The following is a 15,982-nucleotide window of genomic DNA, read 5'->3' as shown; positions in this document are numbered from 1 at the left end:
AATTGCACGTTTTTTTATGATCGCTTTTCGTAAAAAAAGGTTGTTTTCAAGAGCTTAAGATAAGTCCGCAAAAGGGAACAAAATTTTATGTGAAAAAAACAACAATAAAATGCGAAAACAGTTATGTCTTGCGAAAATCAGGGAGGAATCATCATGAATGGAAAACGATGGGGGGCCCTTGTCATTGCTGCTGTCCTGTTTGGTATTTCAATAGTAGTCAGCTTAACCAATATGGCTTTGGCAAACAGCAATGCTTTTACAAATGCCCTAACTGCAAATGAAGAGTTTACAGAAACGGTTTTGGAACCTGGAAATGAATCTAAAAAAATTGTTGTCCTTGAAGTGAACGGAGTGATTCAGGATACAGGCGAAAATGTCACTTCATTTTTTGAAACTGCAGGTTATCAGCATCAGCAATTTTTAGATATGATTGATGCTGCTGCGAAAGATAAAAGTGTTCGCGGCATTATGCTGAAAGTGAATTCTCCGGGTGGAGGAGTCGTTGAAAGTGCAGAAATACATAAGCATTTAATCGAGGCAAAAGAAAAACATAAGAAAAGTATCTATGTTTCTATGGGTACCACTGCTGCTTCTGGAGGATATTATATCTCAGCTCCAGCTGATAAAATCTATGCGGCGCCTGATACATTGACGGGCTCATTAGGAGTTATTATGCAGGGCATTAACTACAGCGGTCTGGCAGAGAAGTACGGCGTAAAATTTGAAACGGTGAAAAGCGGAGAGTTTAAAGACATTATGTCTCCTGCACGTGAAATGACGCCTGAAGACAGAGAAATTCTGCAGGCGATGGTTGATAATGCATATCGGGGCTTTGTTGATGTGATCGCCGACGGGCGCGGCTTGTCTGACGGGGAAGTGCGCAAACTTGCTGATGGCCGAATTTATGATGGACGTCAGGCTAAGGAATTAAACTTAATTGATGAACTGGGTTTTTCCGATGATGCACTTAAAGGTATGAAAAAAGATCTCAAGTTAGAGGGTGCTCACGTTATTGAATATGAAACTAGTGCAGGCCTCGATTCATTGCTTGCGCTTGGCGCCAATAAAGTGTTCAGCGAGGAATTTGAGCTGATGGGATTATACCGCTTTTTCTCACAATCTAATTCACCGCGGATGATGTACCTTTATTCAGAATAAGAGGAGGATTTGCAAATGGATGCTACGTATGAAGAAGGACATAACCATGAGCAGCCTCTTCAGAGAATAGAAGAAAGCCATCCAGTAATGAATATTCATTACGCAGGCTTTTGGCTCCGGTTTTGGGCATATTTAATTGATTTAATTGTCATTGGAAGCGTAAATCGCATCGTCTTTCATCCGTTGTTTACTTGGCTTGAGGTGCCCACATCAGACAATTTCATTTTCTCCCCCATCCAAATTTGTACGGCTGTCTCTTTCTACTTGTACTTTGTCTTGATGACAAAGTATTTGGGGCAGACATTGGGGAAAATGGTTTTTGGGCTTAAGGTTATATCTCTTAAGCAAGAAAAGCTGTCGTGGAGTACCATATTTTTCAGAGAGCTGATCGGTCGTTTCATTTCGAAATTCACATGGATCGGATATGCTGTCACTGCCTTTACGCCTAAAAAGCAGGGAGTACATGATCTCTTTGCAGATACAGCTGTTATAACGGAATATATGAAAAAACATGAACCTGCTGCCGATTAACGGCTGCAGGTTTATTTTTTTTTTAGGAGGGTGATAATGAAAGATTGAAAGGTTGTGAATGAAGGTGTTATGGATCTGGATTATTGCATGTGCACTTTTTTTGTTCTTTCTTTTCCTTACTATGAAAATAACGGTTATTTTCGATTTAAAACATGTAGGTGACGATGATGAAATAAAGGTCAAGCTGAAAGCTTTATTCGGGCTGCTGAAATATACTATTAAAATCCCTCTAATAAAAGTAGACCCCAATGGACCAAATCTCATTTTAAAGGAAGAGAAAAAAATGGGTAAGGCGGACAAGCCGAAAGAAAAAGATGAAAAAATCTCTCCTGATGATTTTTTGACGAGTATAAAAGATGTTAAAGAACTGACTGAGCATATTGTTCATTTACATGTTATTATCCGAAAATTTTTACAGCATGTGAAAATTGTTAAATTTGAATGGCGCTCTCAGTTAGGGACCGGAGATGCTGCGACTACAGGTATGCTTATTGGCCCGGGCTGGACAATAAAAGGAGCAGCGGTAGCGGTTATCAGTGGATATATGAAACTGAAAAGCCAGCCAATTATATCAATTGAGCCAAATTTTTATCAAAAGAGTTCAAAAACAATCCTTTCATGTATGCTTCACTTTCGAACCGGGCATGCTATGGTAGCGGGATTACGCTTGCTCAAATATTGGAGAGGCGGACGTCCAACCTTTATTAATCAGCAACTTTCTTTTCTTTCTAAAGAAAAGAAAAATAAACCAGCTTAGAGGAGGCTACTTATCATGAGTGATCATCCGATTCAAGGACTTATGAAAACAGCTATGGAAAACCTGAAACAAATGATTGATGTAAACACTATCATTGGTGATCCTGTAGAAACACCTGATGGCAGCGTCATTTTAACCGTTTCAAAGGTTGGCTTTGGTTTTGCTGCTGGCGGAAGTGAATTTAACGCCTCAGGCAGCGAGGAAAAAAATCATTCTGGAACAGGAACAGGCGGGTCAGCAGGCGGTCATAAATTACCTTTTGGCGGAGGCAGCGGCGGCGGTGTTTCCATTACTCCGATTGCATTTTTAATTGTTGGCACAAATGGCGTAAAGATGCTGCATTTAGATGAAAGCACGCATTTATACGAAAAAATTCTGGATACTGCTCCTCAGGCGGTAGAGAAAATTCAGGGGATTTTCAAAAAAAATCGCAGTGATCAAAATCAATCAAGTGCTCAGCAGCAGCAAAAAGAAGATTTTAATATTTAATAACAGGTGCCTGTCATTTAATTGACTGGCACTTTTTAATGAAATCCGCGTCATATGTTTGATGATTAAAGGTTTATTTCCCGTATAATAATTTAAATATTTTGTAAATAGACAGGCGTAAACATTGCAAACGCGCTTTATTCAAGCTATATTAACACTGTACATACTTATTGGGGAGGAGTTTTTTTATGGCATCTATTACATTTAAACAAAATCCGGTAACGCTTATTGGCAATGAGGTAAAGGTTGGGGACACGGCTCCTAATTTCACTGTGCTTGCAAATGATATGTCTGAAGTTTCATTATCTGATTCTAAAGGTCAAGTCCGAATTCTATCTGTTGTACCTTCTATTGATACGGGTGTATGTGATGCACAAACACGCCGTTTTAATGAAGAAGCAGCTAAATTGGATAATTTAAAAGTATTAACTGTCAGTGTAGATCTTCCTTTTGCTCAAAAGCGCTGGTGTGCAGCTAATGGCATTGAAAATGTCCAAACGGTTTCTGATCACCGCGATCTGTCTTTTGGCGAAGCATACGGTGTACATATCCAGGAATTAAGACTGCTGGCACGTGCTGTATTTGTAGTTGACAGCAATGATAAAGTGACATACGTTGAATACGTAAGTGAAGCAACAGATCATCCTGATTACGATGCTGCAATTGAGGCTGCTAAAGCTGCAAACTGATAATTGCCAAAAAGAACCTCATGGCCCCGGGGCACTGAGGTTCTTTTTGTTTGCAAAAAAAGCAGGACATGGTGTTTGCTGCTTGAAATATATAATACCGATCAGTAGAATGGGGGATACGAACATTGAAGGAGGAAACGACCATGCAAGCCGTTTCGAAAGTAGAGAAGCTGTTTAGTTTGATGAATGAATCAGCTGAATTAATTTCAAAAGAATTAAATTGTACATATATAGAGGCAGTTGCCGAAACTGGAGAGAATTTATTTCAAAATGAAGTACTTCAGGAGGAAATGAGCGAAATCGCCAAAAAGAACCTTGCAAAGAAATATGAGCAATTAAATATCCGTTCATATGAAAAAGAAGAAATCCGCAAAGCGTTCCAGCTCGTTATCTTAAAAGGGCTGAAAGAAGGCGCTCATGCCAATCACCAAATGACTCCTGATACGGTTGGCTTGTTCACCGGATATCTAGTTAATAAATTTGCTTCAGATCAAAAGGAAATCTCCCTCCTCGATCCAGCTGTGGGGACTGGGAATTTATTAACAACTGTTCTAAATCACTTGAAACAAGAGCAAACAGAAAATTTTGGCGTAGAAGTAGATGACCTTCTTATAAAGCTTGCTTTTTTAAATGCAAATCTTGGAGAGCACTCCGTTCAGTTTTACAATCAGGATTCTCTGGAACCACTCTATGTTGATCCTGTTGATTATGTCATTTGTGATTTGCCGATCGGCTATTATCCGAATGATGTTGGTGCAGATAAATTTGAACTCAAGGCTGACAGCGGCCACTCTTATTCCCACCATCTCTTTATTGAGCAAAGCATTAAGTACACAAAAGCAGGAGGATATCTTTTCTTTATCGTGCCAAATCATTTATTTGAATCAAAAGAAGCACCAAAGCTAAAGGAATACTTAAAAGAGCATGTCATAGTACAAGGCCTTCTTCAGTTGCCAGAGTCTTTGTTCAAAGATAAACAGCATGCTAAAAGCATTTTTATCCTTCAGAAAAAGGGAGAAGGCGTCACTGCTCCTAAACACGCAATGCTTGCCGAACTTCCGAAGTTTTCAGATAAAGCAGGCATGCAGTCCATTATGAAACAGCTGGACAGCTGGTTTGCAGAAAATAAAAAGTGAGTTTAGGATGAAAAATTAAATTTACTGCTTCAATCAGCTTGGGAAAAAACGGGAAGACAGCAGATGTCTCCCCGTTTTTTTGCTTAGATGAGCACTTGTCTCAGATGTAAAAAAAGAATGATTGGACACATTTTAAAACTCTGCCTTTGTATTAATTTTAAATGACCTGAAAGGTTCATTTTCCTTTGAAATATCTGAATAAAATGAATATATCCTGCAAACGATTGCAAGCTGGAAATGTACTTGAAATGTCTGACATGCAATGTTTAAATGAGAAAGTCAGATAATATTCTGGTTCATTTGTAAAGAATAAGGAAGAGAACAATTTCTTATTAAATATGCAAAGTGCTTTATATAAAAAGGAGCGGTAAACATAATGGCAAAAGTAATTGCAATTAATGCAGGGAGCTCTTCTTTGAAGTTCCAATTATTCGAAATGCCGGCTGAGGACGTTTTAACGGCTGGTCTTGTAGAACGAATCGGTTTAGATCAAGCCGTATTTACGATTTCAGTAAACGGGGAAAAAATAACAGAGACAACAGATATTCCAGATCATGCTGTTGCTGTTAAAATCCTGCTTTCTAAATTAACAGAGCTTGGAATAATCGGTTCGTTGGATGAAATTGAAGGAATTGGCCACCGTGTTGTTCACGGCGGAGAAAAATTCGATGATTCCGTACTTATTACTCCTGAAACATTGAAAGAAATTGAAGAGCTATCAGAACTTGCTCCTCTTCATAATCCGGCTAACGTTGTCGGTATCAAAGCATTTAAAGAGGTTCTTCCAAACGTGCCTGCTGTAGCTGTTTTTGATACAGCTTTTCATCAGACAATGCCGGAACAATCTTTCTTATACAGCCTTCCATACGAGTATTATGAGAAATTCGGCATTCGTAAATACGGTTTCCACGGAACATCTCATAAGTACGTTTCAGAAAGAGCAGCTGAATTATTAGGCCGTCCGATTGAACAGCTTCGTCTTATTTCCTGTCATTTAGGGAACGGTGCAAGTATTGCTGCGATTGAAGGCGGAAAATCCATTGATACATCAATGGGCTTTACCCCGCTTGCTGGTGTAGCGATGGGAACTCGTTCAGGGAATATCGATCCTGCTTTAATTCCATTCATTATGGAGAAAACAGGTCATTCTGCTATTGAAGTATTGGACATTTTAAACAAAAAAAGCGGTCTGCTTGGAATTTCAGGATTATCATCCGACCTGCGCGACATTACAAAAGCTGCAGAAGGGGGAAATGATCGTGCAAGAACTTCATTAGAAGTATTTGCAAGCAGAATCCACAAATATATCGGTTCCTATGCAGCGCGCATGTCAGGTGTAGATGCTATCATCTTCACTGCTGGAATCGGGGAAAACAGCATCGATATTCGCGAACGTGTACTTCGCGGATTAGAATTCATGGGTGTATACTGGGATCCTGCACTTAATCAGGTTCGCGGCGAAGAGGCGTTCGTAAGCTATCCTCATTCACCAGTAAAAGTCATCATTATTCCAACAAATGAGGAAGTTATGATTGCGCGTGATGTTGAACGCATTGCTAAATAAAATGGAATGATAGAAAGGCAGTCATCATTGATGGCTGTCTTTTTTGAATTCTTCCTTATATGCAAACTAAATGCATTAGTGGAAATGCCATGTTTTTGGCACACTAATAAAAAAATGCATGAAAGGAAGGAGCAATCTGTTTGGAATACGCCTGGCTCTCACTTGTTCCGTTTTTAATTGTTATTGCACTATCTATATGGCTGAAAGAAATTTTGCCCGGACTCGTACTTGGTCTGCTTGCAGGTTCTTTTATTGTAAAGGCAGAACTTTTAGGAGGTCTGCAGCAAGTACTGAATTATGTTCTCGAAACGCTGGCGGATGATACAAATATGAAAATTATTGTTTTTTTGTATTTATTTGGCGGGTTAGTCGGAATGATGAAAATTTCCGGAGGAATTAAAGGGTTCTCAGAGTGGGTCGGAAAGAAAGTAAAGTCAGAACGGGGGCTGTTAAGCATTATTTGGCTGTCTTTGCCCTTTACCTTCATGATGCCGATGTTTCGGATTATGATGATCGGGCCAGTCATTAAGTCACTTATGGAAAAAACCGAACTGTCAAAACAAAAAGTTGGTTTTACAATGGATGTTTCAACTGCTTCTACAATTGTTTTATTGCCCGCAGGCACTGCATTTACTGGTTTTATGCTTTCATTGGTAGAGAGCGGAATTGAAAGAAATCACCTGGACCTCTATCCCTATCAAATTTACCTCTCAAGCATACCTTTTAATTTCTTTGCAATTGTCATGCTTTTTCTTGGACTGATCAGCACGTTCAGAAAATCTAAAAAACAGAGCAGGGCAAAAAAACAAAAGGCAGCGGCAGAAGAGCACCCCTATCATGGAATAGGGCTTAAGCAAGAGCTGGAAGAAGTAAAAGCTCAACCCTGGCATTTAATAGTCCCTTTATTTTTTCTTCTTGGACTATCAATGTTTCTGCTTTGGCAGGATGGCACTGAAAAGGGCGGAAATACAGTTTTTCAATCTTTTGCAAAAGCGGATGCAACCTTCGTTATGCTGCTTGCTGTCTTCTTGACATTGGTGATTACCTTTTTGTTTTACAGCATACGCCGAGTCCCGCTGAAAGAAACACTCTATCATTTTTATGACGGCGGCAATCAGATGATGCAAGCAATTATCCTTCTTATTTTAGTATGGGCCCTTTCCCTTTCAGCCGAGGATATTGGCTTTTCTGATTTCATCAGTTTGACGCTTGGGAACGTTCTGCCTGCTTCCTTAGTGCCGGCCATTATCTTTTTGCTTGGCTCTGCTGTCGGTTATTTTATCGGATCTTCCTGGGGGACGTGGGGATTATTTATGCCGCTTGGGATGACACTTGCGGTCGCTTCAGGTGCTTCCATACCGCTTACAGTGGGCGCGGTATTTGCAAGCGGGGCATTTGGCGCCATGACCTCACCGCTCGGAGATACTACCATTACTACAGCATCAATCCTCGAGATGCCTGTTGTAGAGTATGCCCGCTATAAATTGACTTTTACCGCAGTCGGCTGTGCAGCTGCAGCCATATTATATGTTGCCGCAGGTCTTTTATTAAATTGATTCGAGCTGAAAAGCAGCATGTGATCATCAATGAAACTAAATGATCCAATATGATATAATTAAATAAATAATGGAGATGTCTGGAAACGGGAGGAAGGAAAATGACGCTATCAAATCGGGAAAGTCAGTTGCTTGCAGAAATACAAGTGTGGGAACAGCGCTTGAGGGAGGATCTTCGCTCAGATTTTGGCCGCACGTATGACAAGTGGCTAAACCGAAAGCTTAACGGCATTCCAGAGCCGATCAAACGGAAATTCTTCGATAAGCTTGACGATATCCTCTTTCATTTGCATTCTTTCATTCAAAACTCACATGTGCAGCATGATGCAAGACAGCAGCTGCTCATGACAGCAAAAACATTTGATGAAGACATTCATCACATTTATGATTTAAAAAAACTCAGTGTAGATCAGCTGCATTACATATCAGATTTACAATTGTCCAAGCATCGTCTATATTCATTCGTTCAAGGCGGTTTAGCAGGGACAGGGGGATTCCTATTAATGGGAATTGATCTTCCAGCTCAAATGCTGTTAAACCTGCGTGCAGTACAAATGACAGCTCTAAGCTACGGCTATGAAGTGAATTCTCCTTTTGAAATGATGACATCTTTAAAAGTTTATCATGCTGCACTTCTTCCCAAGCATCTGCGCTATAAGCAATGGGTTGATCTGACAGATGACCTGAATAACAAAGAGGAAAATCCGTTTTTTTATGAGGGAGAAGACAAGCTTGCCAATCAGGCGAGCATTGATCATTTACTTAAACAGCTTTTAAAAGTATCAGCTATATCCATGCTGCGAAAAAAGATGATTGGCGGTATTCCATTGATAGGTATGGCTATTGGGGCTGGAATAAATTACCAGCTGACAAGGCAAATTACAGATTTTGCCCATCAATATTACCGCTACAGGCTGCTGCTTGAAAAAAAGGAGGCCGATTATGAGTTCAATTGAACATAAATTGCAGGCACCTTCAAAGGTATATTGCAAAATTATAACGGTCAGCGATACTAGAACGGCAGATACGGATAAAAGCGGTCAGCTAATCTCGGCGCTTATTAAAAAAGCAGGTCATGAGGTTGTTCAATATGAAATCATTCCTGATGAAGAAACGTTAATTAAAAGCGCTGTTAACAGCGGGTGCAAATCGAGTGAGGTTGACGTGATCCTCCTAAATGGAGGCACTGGAATTGCAAAAAGAGACGTAACAATTGAAGCAGTTCAGAGCTTGCTTGAAAAAGAGATTCCAGGCTTTGGAGAGCTGTTCAGAATGCTGAGCTACCAGGAGGACATTGGATCATCAGCCATCCTGAGCAGAGCTATAAGCGGCGTTTCAGATGATACAGTTATCTTCTCTATGCCAGGTTCTGCGGGTGCTGTTAAACTGGCAATGGAAAAGCTGATCATACCGGAATTGGGACATGTTGTAAGAGAAGTTAATAAAGATCTGAAATAATCATAAAAAAACATCACCGTCTCAGGTGATGTTTTTTTATGCATATTATCTTATTTCTATACTTTAATAATGCACACGTTCTGATACATGCTGATGAAGTCTGAACCACAGCCATAAATCATTGATAATAGATGCGTGCTCGGATATTTCGGCGTTAAGCCTGCAGGATTTTGAAAAATCCTCTTCATTGTTCAATTCATCCTGTTTCGCGTTAATCTGTTCTTCTATTTTTGCGATTTGGTCCGGTATGCTTCCCCGTATTTTTTCCCATTGCATCAGGATTGCTTCCTGTTCAAGGGGGTGAATCTTTTCCCACTCCATTTCGAGGTTTGGATAATAGATTCCAAGCCGCTCGCTAAAACGAAAATGTTTCATTGTCATTCCCCCGTGCGTAAGCTTTCCTTTATTCTACATGACACGTGCATAAAATTCACGATTATTTCATAAAAAGTTTTGAGAAACCTATTGAAAAACTATGAATAACTTGTTAAAGTAGTATTTATCAAATGAATATATATAAATCAAAATTAATATTTATACATCCGAGAGGGGAAATTAAGTTGAATATAAATAAAAAAGTAGTATTGGCTTATTCAGGCGGTTTAGATACATCAGTAGCAATCAAGTGGCTTCAGGATCAAGGGTATGAAGTGATTGCATGCTGTTTGGATGTCGGTGAAGGAAAAGACCTTGCATTTATTCAAAGCAAAGCTCTGCAGGTCGGAGCTTCTAAATCATACGTAATTGATGCTAAAACAGAATTTGCTGATGAATTTGCATTGGTTGCTCTTCAATCACATGCTTTATATGAAGGCAAATACCCGCTTATATCTGCCCTGTCACGTCCGTTGATAGCTAAAAAGCTTGTAGAGGTTGCTGAGCAGGAGAATGCCATCGCAGTTGCGCACGGCTGTACAGGAAAAGGCAATGATCAGGTTCGGTTTGAAGTATCTATTAAAGCTTTGAACCCTGACCTTGAAGTGCTTGCTCCAGTCCGCGAGTGGAGCTGGTCGCGTGAGGAAGAAATTCAATATGCACAGGAAAATAATATTCCGATTCCAATTAATCTAGGAAGTCCGTTTTCAATTGATCAGAACTTATGGGGCAGAAGCAATGAGTGCGGAGTTCTTGAAGATCCATGGGCAGCTCCTCCCGAAGAAGCATATGACCTGACAAATTCGATTGAGAATACACCTGATACACCTGACATGGTGGAAATCGAATTTGAACAGGGTGTGCCGGTTTCATTAAATGGTGCTTCTTATCCACTGTCAGAGTTAATTCTTCATTTAAATGCACTTGCAGGAAAGCATGGAGTCGGAAGAATTGATCATGTAGAAAACCGCCTTGTTGGGATTAAATCGCGTGAAGTATATGAATGTCCGGCTGCAATTACACTGCTTAAAGCTCATAAAGAATTAGAAGATCTGACTCTTGTAAAAGAAGTGGCACACTTTAAACCTGTTATTGAAATGAAGCTTACAGAGCTCATTTATAACGGTTTATGGTTTTCGCCGCTCAAGGATGCCCTGCTTGGTTTCCTGAAAGAGACACAAACATATGTAACAGGAACGGTTCGGGTAAAACTCTTTAAAGGTCATGCCATTGTTGAAGGAAGAAAATCTGCATACTCTCTTTATGATGAAAAGCTTGCAACATATACAACTGATGATTCGTTTGACCATCAGGCAGCAGTCGGTTTCATCTCTCTTTATGGACTTCCTACCAAAGTCAGCAGCATGGTACAGGGAAAAAAGAAGGTGAACGTATGAAAAAACTGTGGGGTGGCCGCTTTCAAAAAACACCTGAAAAATGGGTGGATGAATTTGGAGCTTCCATTTCATTCGATAAAGAACTCGTTCTAGAAGATCTTCAGGGAAGTCTTGCGCACGTTCATATGCTCGGACAATGCGGGATCATCGAACCTGCTGAAGCAGAGCAAATAAAGACAGGACTTCTACTCTTAAAAGAAAAGGCAGAAAACGGAGAACTCCAGTTTTCTGTTGATTATGAAGACATACATTTAAATATTGAAAAGCTGCTCATTGATGAAATCGGCCCTGTCGGAGGGAAACTGCATACCGGCAGAAGCCGAAACGATCAAGTTGCTACCGACATGCACCTTTATTTGAAAAATCATGTAAAGGAAATTACTCAGCTGATTAATGAATTTCAGCAAACGCTTTTAGAAAAGGCAAAAGAAAATGTAGAAACGATTTTACCGGGATATACTCATCTTCAGCGTGCACAGCCGATCTCGTTTGCTCATCACCTCTTAGCCTATTTCTGGATGCTTGAGCGGGATAAACAGCGCTTTGATGAATCCTTAAAGCGAATAAATATTTCGCCTCTCGGCTGCGGGGCGCTTGCAGGGACAACGTTTCCGATTGATCGTTACTTAACTGCTGAACTGCTTGAGTTCGAAGGGATTTATGAAAACAGCCTTGACGGAGTAAGCGACCGCGATTTTATCATTGAATTTCTAAGCAACAGTTCCCTGATGATGATGCACTTATCTCGCTTATGCGAAGAACTGATTTTATGGTGCAGCCAGGAATTTCAGTTTGTAGAGCTTGATGATACTTACGCAACGGGAAGCTCAATGATGCCGCAGAAGAAAAACCCGGACATGGCTGAATTAATCCGAGGTAAAACGGGACGGGTTTATGGCCATTTGTTTGCTTTGCTGACGACTTTGAAAGGATTGCCGCTCGCATATAACAAGGATATGCAGGAGGATAAAGAGGGAATGTTTGATACAGTCCGCACAGTAGAAGGAAGTCTGCAAATATTTATTGGCATGATCGGAACGCTGAAAGTGAAAAAAGAGAAAATGAAGAAAGCTACAACAGAAGACTTTTCAAATGCGACGGAGCTTGCTGATTATCTTGCGAAAAAAGGCATGCCTTTCAGAGAAGCACACGAAGTAGTTGGGAAACTTGTTTATACTTGCATTGAAAAAGGCATTTATTTAAAAGATCTTTCACTCGAAGAATATCAGGATGCATCTTCTTTATTTTCTTCAGATATATTCGAAACAATCGATCCATATACTGCTGTTGCAAAAAGAATCAGTGATGGCGGTACCGGTTTTTCAAAGGTTAATGAAGCGATAGCTAAAGCTGAAAATGCATTACTGTGAAATTTGAAGTTTTTACCATCGTAAACAGGTCCATTTTCACAAACGATAGTATAGACACACTATCTGAATACGAGGAGCTGATATCGATGGGAAAAGAAAAAGATCCGAAAAATCAATCTGCCTATTTTGATTATGAAGGTGAAAATGAAACGTCACAGCTGATTACAGACGCTTATTCAAGCGGGGTAGTTGAGCAGCAATACGAGCAAAATTTCCTTCAGGAAAATCTTCAGCCAAGAGAAGAAGAAACAGAATAGTGAAACTGTATAAAAACAAGAAAAAGTCATCAATCATGATGACTTTTTTTGTTTGTATTAGGATCCAGTAGAACATGCAAGAGGAAACCTGTGCTGTTTTTAAATAATTTTTAACTAATTCTGCGACGATAACAGCAGATAATGGAATAATCATGGATCCCATCAAAGAAATGAAATAAGAAGCTTCAGTGACAAATGCAGGTAATGTGCTCAAGCATACGGCACCAATCCCGAACAAAGCTGCACTTTTCAGCCTTCCAAGTGATGGGAATATATTCAGCAGGCTGAAGGCGCCTGTATTAGCATTGTTCAATTTAATGGAAAACATGGATATAAGTGAACAACGTAAAATAACCATCACGATTGGGATGGGATCGGTTAAAGAGCTTGCTGATATGAATGGATTCAGCTGGTTATAATAAAGGGCACTATAAGCACCAAAGCATGCTGACAGGAAAATTCCCAAAAAATTGCCGGTGTATAAGCCGAAAAAAGCCATGCTTAGGAGATTTTACGTATCTCCCCATATCAGCTGAAGCACTGATACCTTAAATATACTGAACAAAAACAAGGCTTGCATAAAGAGCCATTGTCAAAAATGCAAAATTTGTTTCTGCGGGCATATCAAATGCTGAAGGCGCTGCAGACCTTGTAGTAAAATACAAGTAGAGAATAAATCCTTATCCAGCAAGCAAAAAAGGCAGAAAAGATCTTGTGATTTTCTTTACAGCATCGAAGCCTGCAGCGGCAATTGCCGTCATGCCTGTACCTAGCAGCATAGCAAGGGAGCGAATCAGGTTCAGCCTGAAAGCAGCAATCATCATGGTACCTCCTATTGTTTGAAGGCAGAACAATACAGTGATGTAATGATTCACACCGGTGAAGAGAAAAAGCGCGCTCCTTTTATTCCATAAAAGATCTTATCGCATATTGTGCAGGAATTCCGTGAATTGAGCCAGAAAACGATAAACGGGCAGTTCCGCTTTTCGTAATGTCCAGCTCCACCGCCCAGCTCCTCGGCCAGAACAAATTCCCCCAAAAAGTCAAACCCGGACTTTTCGGGCGAATTCTTATCTGTCTGCCGGAGCTAAACGGGCGGTTCCGCTTTTCGTTATTGTAAGATCCTTTTCATTTCACTACAATGAAAAAGATAAAAAGTTTAATATATCCCGGTGCACCGAGGAGGATTTTAACGTTGAGACATGCCATCATAACAGCTGGTTCAAAAGGTTTAGGAAGAAAAGTGACGGAGCTGTTCCTGAATAAAGGCTACTCAGTCACAATTAATTACCGCAGTGATGAATCTGCCGCTGCGCAGCTAAAGAAACAATATGCACATCTTGAAGACCGCATGCTCTTTATTAAAGGGGACGTAACAAAAAAGGAAGACCTGCTTTATTTAGTTGATGAGGCATTCAAAAAGTTTGGCCGCATCGACTGTTTAATAAATAATGCCGGCCCTTACATATTTGAAAGAAAAAAACTGGCTGATTATCTGGATGAGGAATGGCATGAAATGATAGACGGCAATTTGACTGCTGTCTTTCATCTACTGAAAAAAGTGATTCCCATTATGCGAAAACAGCAATACGGGCGCATTATCACCTACGGATTTCAAGGAGCTGATTCATCATCCGGCTGGCTCCATCGTTCAGCCTTCAGCGCAGCAAAAACCGGGCTTGCTTCTCTAACAAAAACCATTGCCATTGAAGAAGCAGAATACGGCATTACAGCAAATATGATCTGTCCTGGAAATATCACAGGAGAGATGAAAGAAGCGACTATTTCTCAGGCAAGAGAGATACGAGATCCGGAGACGCCGATTGGCAGATCCGGTACGGGAGAAGATATTGGAAGACTGATTGCGTTTTTATGCAGTGAAAATTCAGATATGATAACAGGAGCCGTCATTGAGGCTACCGGAGCTGTAAATGTATTGAACCGAAGACCATAATGTTTACCTCTACTTAGCTGGGCTTTTTTTAAAAGATTGAGAAATCTATTTAAGAAAAACACACATTTCCTAGAATACATTTCCAATTTATATAAGTTTCCATATGATAAATTAAGGAAATACTAAAACAGTACCGGAATGAATTGGAAATGATACAGGAGGAAAAACGATGAAAATCGGCATACCTAAAGAAATTAAAAATAATGAGAACCGTGTGGCAATGACCCCTGCTGGCGTCATCCCCCTTATTCAGGCGGGTCATGAGGTTTATATTGAGCAAAACGCAGGGGAAGGATCTGGTTTTCCTGATCATCAGTATATTGAAGCAGGTGCAAGAATTGTAGCTTCACCAGAAGAAGCATGGGCGATGGACATGGTTATGAAGGTGAAGGAGCCCCTTCCCTCTGAATACCAGCATTTTCGTGAGGGCTTAATTTTATTCACCTATCTGCATCTTGCTGCTGAATCAGATCTTACACGTGCACTGATTGACCGGAAGGTAGTTGGAATAGCATATGAAACCGTTCAGCTTCCAAACCGATCACTGCCTCTATTAACACCGATGAGTGAAGTGGCAGGAAGAATGGCCTCGCAAATTGGAGCCCAATTTTTAGAAAAGCCAAAAGGCGGAATGGGTATTTTATTGTCAGGAGTTCCAGGAGTGAAGCGCGGGAAAGTGGCCATTATTGGAGGCGGTGTAGCCGGAACGAACGCTGCCAAAATTGCCGTCGGACTTGGAGCCGATGTTACCATGCTCGATGTGAATCCGGATCGTCTGCGCCAGCTGGATGATATTTTTGGAAAAGAAATCACCACGCTTATGTCAAATCCCTTTAACATTAGTTATGCTGTGAGCCAATCAGATCTTGTCATTGGAGCGGTGCTGATTCCGGGGGCAAGAGCGCCAAAGCTTGTATCCGAAGAAATGGTCCAAAGTATGACGGCAGGTTCAGTCATTGTTGATATTGCCATCGATCAGGGCGGTATTTTTGCTACTACAGACAGAATTACAACTCATGACAATCCTACGTATGTAAAGCATGGCGTCCTTCACTATGCTGTGGCCAATATGCCTGGAGCGGTACCGAGAACATCAACGATTGCCCTTACAAATGTAACTGTTCCTTATGCCGTGCAAATTGCGAATAAAGGGTATAAAAAAGCTTGCTTGGAGAATGAATCGCTTTTAAAAGGCCTCAATACATTAAATGGGTTTGTAACTTATGAAGCTGTTGCGGAATCTCATGGATTAGCCTATTCAGATGCAAAAGCACTGCTGGGCGAATAATGC

18 protein-coding genes are annotated in these 15,982 nt (G+C 40.5%); 16 read left to right on the top strand and 2 right to left on the bottom strand.

Annotated features, from left to right (window positions below; all coding sequences use genetic code 11):
• Positions 1-153: 153 nt before the first annotated feature.
• The 10 genes from sppA to K8L98_RS19175 all read left to right on the top strand — a co-directional run bounded on the left by sppA (position 154) and on the right by K8L98_RS19175 (position 9,338).
• Complete coding sequence (gene sppA / locus K8L98_RS19220) at positions 154-1,158, top strand: signal peptide peptidase SppA (protein ID WP_223437239.1); 1,005 nt, start codon at positions 154-156, stop codon at positions 1,156-1,158.
• 15 nt (positions 1,159-1,173) lie between these two features.
• Positions 1,174-1,689 (top strand): RDD family protein, encoded by a 516-nt coding sequence (locus K8L98_RS19215; RefSeq protein WP_223437237.1) that lies wholly within the window; start codon positions 1,174-1,176, stop codon positions 1,687-1,689.
• Between the two features lie 58 nt (positions 1,690-1,747).
• On the top strand, positions 1,748-2,446 hold the full coding sequence (locus K8L98_RS19210) for a DUF2953 domain-containing protein (protein WP_223437235.1): 699 nt from the start codon (positions 1,748-1,750) through the stop codon (positions 2,444-2,446).
• A 15-nt stretch (positions 2,447-2,461) separates the two neighbouring features.
• Complete coding sequence (gene ytfJ, locus K8L98_RS19205) at positions 2,462-2,935, top strand: GerW family sporulation protein (RefSeq protein WP_223437233.1); 474 nt, start codon at positions 2,462-2,464, stop codon at positions 2,933-2,935.
• Between the two features lie 188 nt (positions 2,936-3,123).
• On the top strand, positions 3,124-3,624 hold the full coding sequence (gene tpx / locus K8L98_RS19200) for a thiol peroxidase (protein ID WP_223437231.1): 501 nt from the start codon (positions 3,124-3,126) through the stop codon (positions 3,622-3,624).
• Positions 3,625-3,767: 143 nt separating this feature from the next.
• The gene (locus tag K8L98_RS19195) at positions 3,768-4,760 is read left to right on the top strand and encodes a class I SAM-dependent methyltransferase (protein WP_223437229.1); all 993 of its coding nucleotides are present in this window, start codon (positions 3,768-3,770) and stop codon (positions 4,758-4,760) included.
• A 376-nt stretch (positions 4,761-5,136) separates the two neighbouring features.
• Positions 5,137-6,324 carry an acetate kinase gene (locus K8L98_RS19190; protein ID WP_223437227.1) on the top strand — a complete coding sequence of 396 codons (1,188 nt, stop codon included), beginning with the start codon at positions 5,137-5,139 and terminating at the stop codon, positions 6,322-6,324.
• A 140-nt stretch (positions 6,325-6,464) separates the two neighbouring features.
• Positions 6,465-7,880 carry a Na+/H+ antiporter NhaC family protein gene (locus K8L98_RS19185; protein ID WP_223437225.1) on the top strand — a complete coding sequence of 472 codons (1,416 nt, stop codon included), beginning with the start codon at positions 6,465-6,467 and terminating at the stop codon, positions 7,878-7,880.
• A gap of 101 nt (positions 7,881-7,981) precedes the next feature.
• Entirely contained in the window at positions 7,982-8,836 is an 855-nt protein-coding gene (locus K8L98_RS19180; protein WP_223437223.1) for an EcsC family protein, read from the top strand.
• Positions 8,823-9,338, top strand: a complete 516-nt coding sequence (locus tag K8L98_RS19175) for a MogA/MoaB family molybdenum cofactor biosynthesis protein (protein ID WP_223437221.1) — start codon at positions 8,823-8,825, stop codon at positions 9,336-9,338. The genes K8L98_RS19180 and K8L98_RS19175 overlap by 14 nt, the downstream gene beginning before the upstream one ends.
• A gap of 63 nt (positions 9,339-9,401) precedes the next feature.
• Here K8L98_RS19175 and K8L98_RS19170 read toward each other — a convergent pair whose 3' ends face one another.
• Positions 9,402-9,713 (bottom strand): hypothetical protein, encoded by a 312-nt coding sequence (locus tag K8L98_RS19170; RefSeq protein WP_223437219.1) that lies wholly within the window; start codon positions 9,711-9,713, stop codon positions 9,402-9,404.
• 185 nt (positions 9,714-9,898) lie between these two features.
• Here K8L98_RS19170 and K8L98_RS19165 point away from each other — a divergent pair, with 185 nt between their 5' ends.
• The 4 genes from K8L98_RS19165 to K8L98_RS19150 all read left to right on the top strand — a co-directional run bounded on the left by K8L98_RS19165 (position 9,899) and on the right by K8L98_RS19150 (position 13,156).
• On the top strand, positions 9,899-11,110 hold the full coding sequence (locus K8L98_RS19165) for an argininosuccinate synthase (RefSeq protein WP_223437217.1): 1,212 nt from the start codon (positions 9,899-9,901) through the stop codon (positions 11,108-11,110).
• Positions 11,107-12,480: an argininosuccinate lyase gene (argH, locus tag K8L98_RS19160; protein WP_223437215.1), complete on the top strand. Its 1,374-nt coding sequence runs from the start codon at positions 11,107-11,109 to the stop codon at positions 12,478-12,480. The genes K8L98_RS19165 and argH overlap by 4 nt, the downstream gene beginning before the upstream one ends.
• Positions 12,481-12,566: 86 nt before the next feature.
• The gene (locus K8L98_RS19155; RefSeq protein WP_223437213.1) at positions 12,567-12,737 is read left to right on the top strand and encodes a hypothetical protein; all 171 of its coding nucleotides are present in this window, start codon (positions 12,567-12,569) and stop codon (positions 12,735-12,737) included.
• 188 nt (positions 12,738-12,925) lie between these two features.
• Complete coding sequence (locus K8L98_RS19150) at positions 12,926-13,156, top strand: hypothetical protein (protein WP_223437211.1); 231 nt, start codon at positions 12,926-12,928, stop codon at positions 13,154-13,156.
• 261 nt (positions 13,157-13,417) lie between these two features.
• Here the strand turns inward: K8L98_RS19150 and K8L98_RS19145 are convergent, their stop codons facing one another.
• Positions 13,418-13,558, bottom strand: coding sequence for a hypothetical protein (locus K8L98_RS19145; protein ID WP_223437208.1), 141 nt, complete (start codon positions 13,556-13,558; stop codon positions 13,418-13,420).
• A gap of 374 nt (positions 13,559-13,932) precedes the next feature.
• On the opposite strand from K8L98_RS19145, the gene K8L98_RS19140 reads away from it, so the two are divergent.
• Together K8L98_RS19140 and ald are read left to right on the top strand one after the other, a co-directional pair.
• The gene (locus K8L98_RS19140; RefSeq protein WP_223437206.1) at positions 13,933-14,691 is read left to right on the top strand and encodes an SDR family oxidoreductase; all 759 of its coding nucleotides are present in this window, start codon (positions 13,933-13,935) and stop codon (positions 14,689-14,691) included.
• 169 nt (positions 14,692-14,860) lie between these two features.
• The gene (gene ald, locus K8L98_RS19135) at positions 14,861-15,979 is read left to right on the top strand and encodes an alanine dehydrogenase (protein WP_223437204.1); all 1,119 of its coding nucleotides are present in this window, start codon (positions 14,861-14,863) and stop codon (positions 15,977-15,979) included.
• Positions 15,980-15,982 lie beyond the last annotated feature (3 nt).

This window comes from Metabacillus dongyingensis (assembly GCF_019933155.2).
GTDB lineage: Bacteria > Bacillota > Bacilli > Bacillales > Bacillaceae > Bacillus_P > Bacillus_P dongyingensis.
This window is presented reverse-complemented; position numbering and strand designations above follow the sequence as displayed.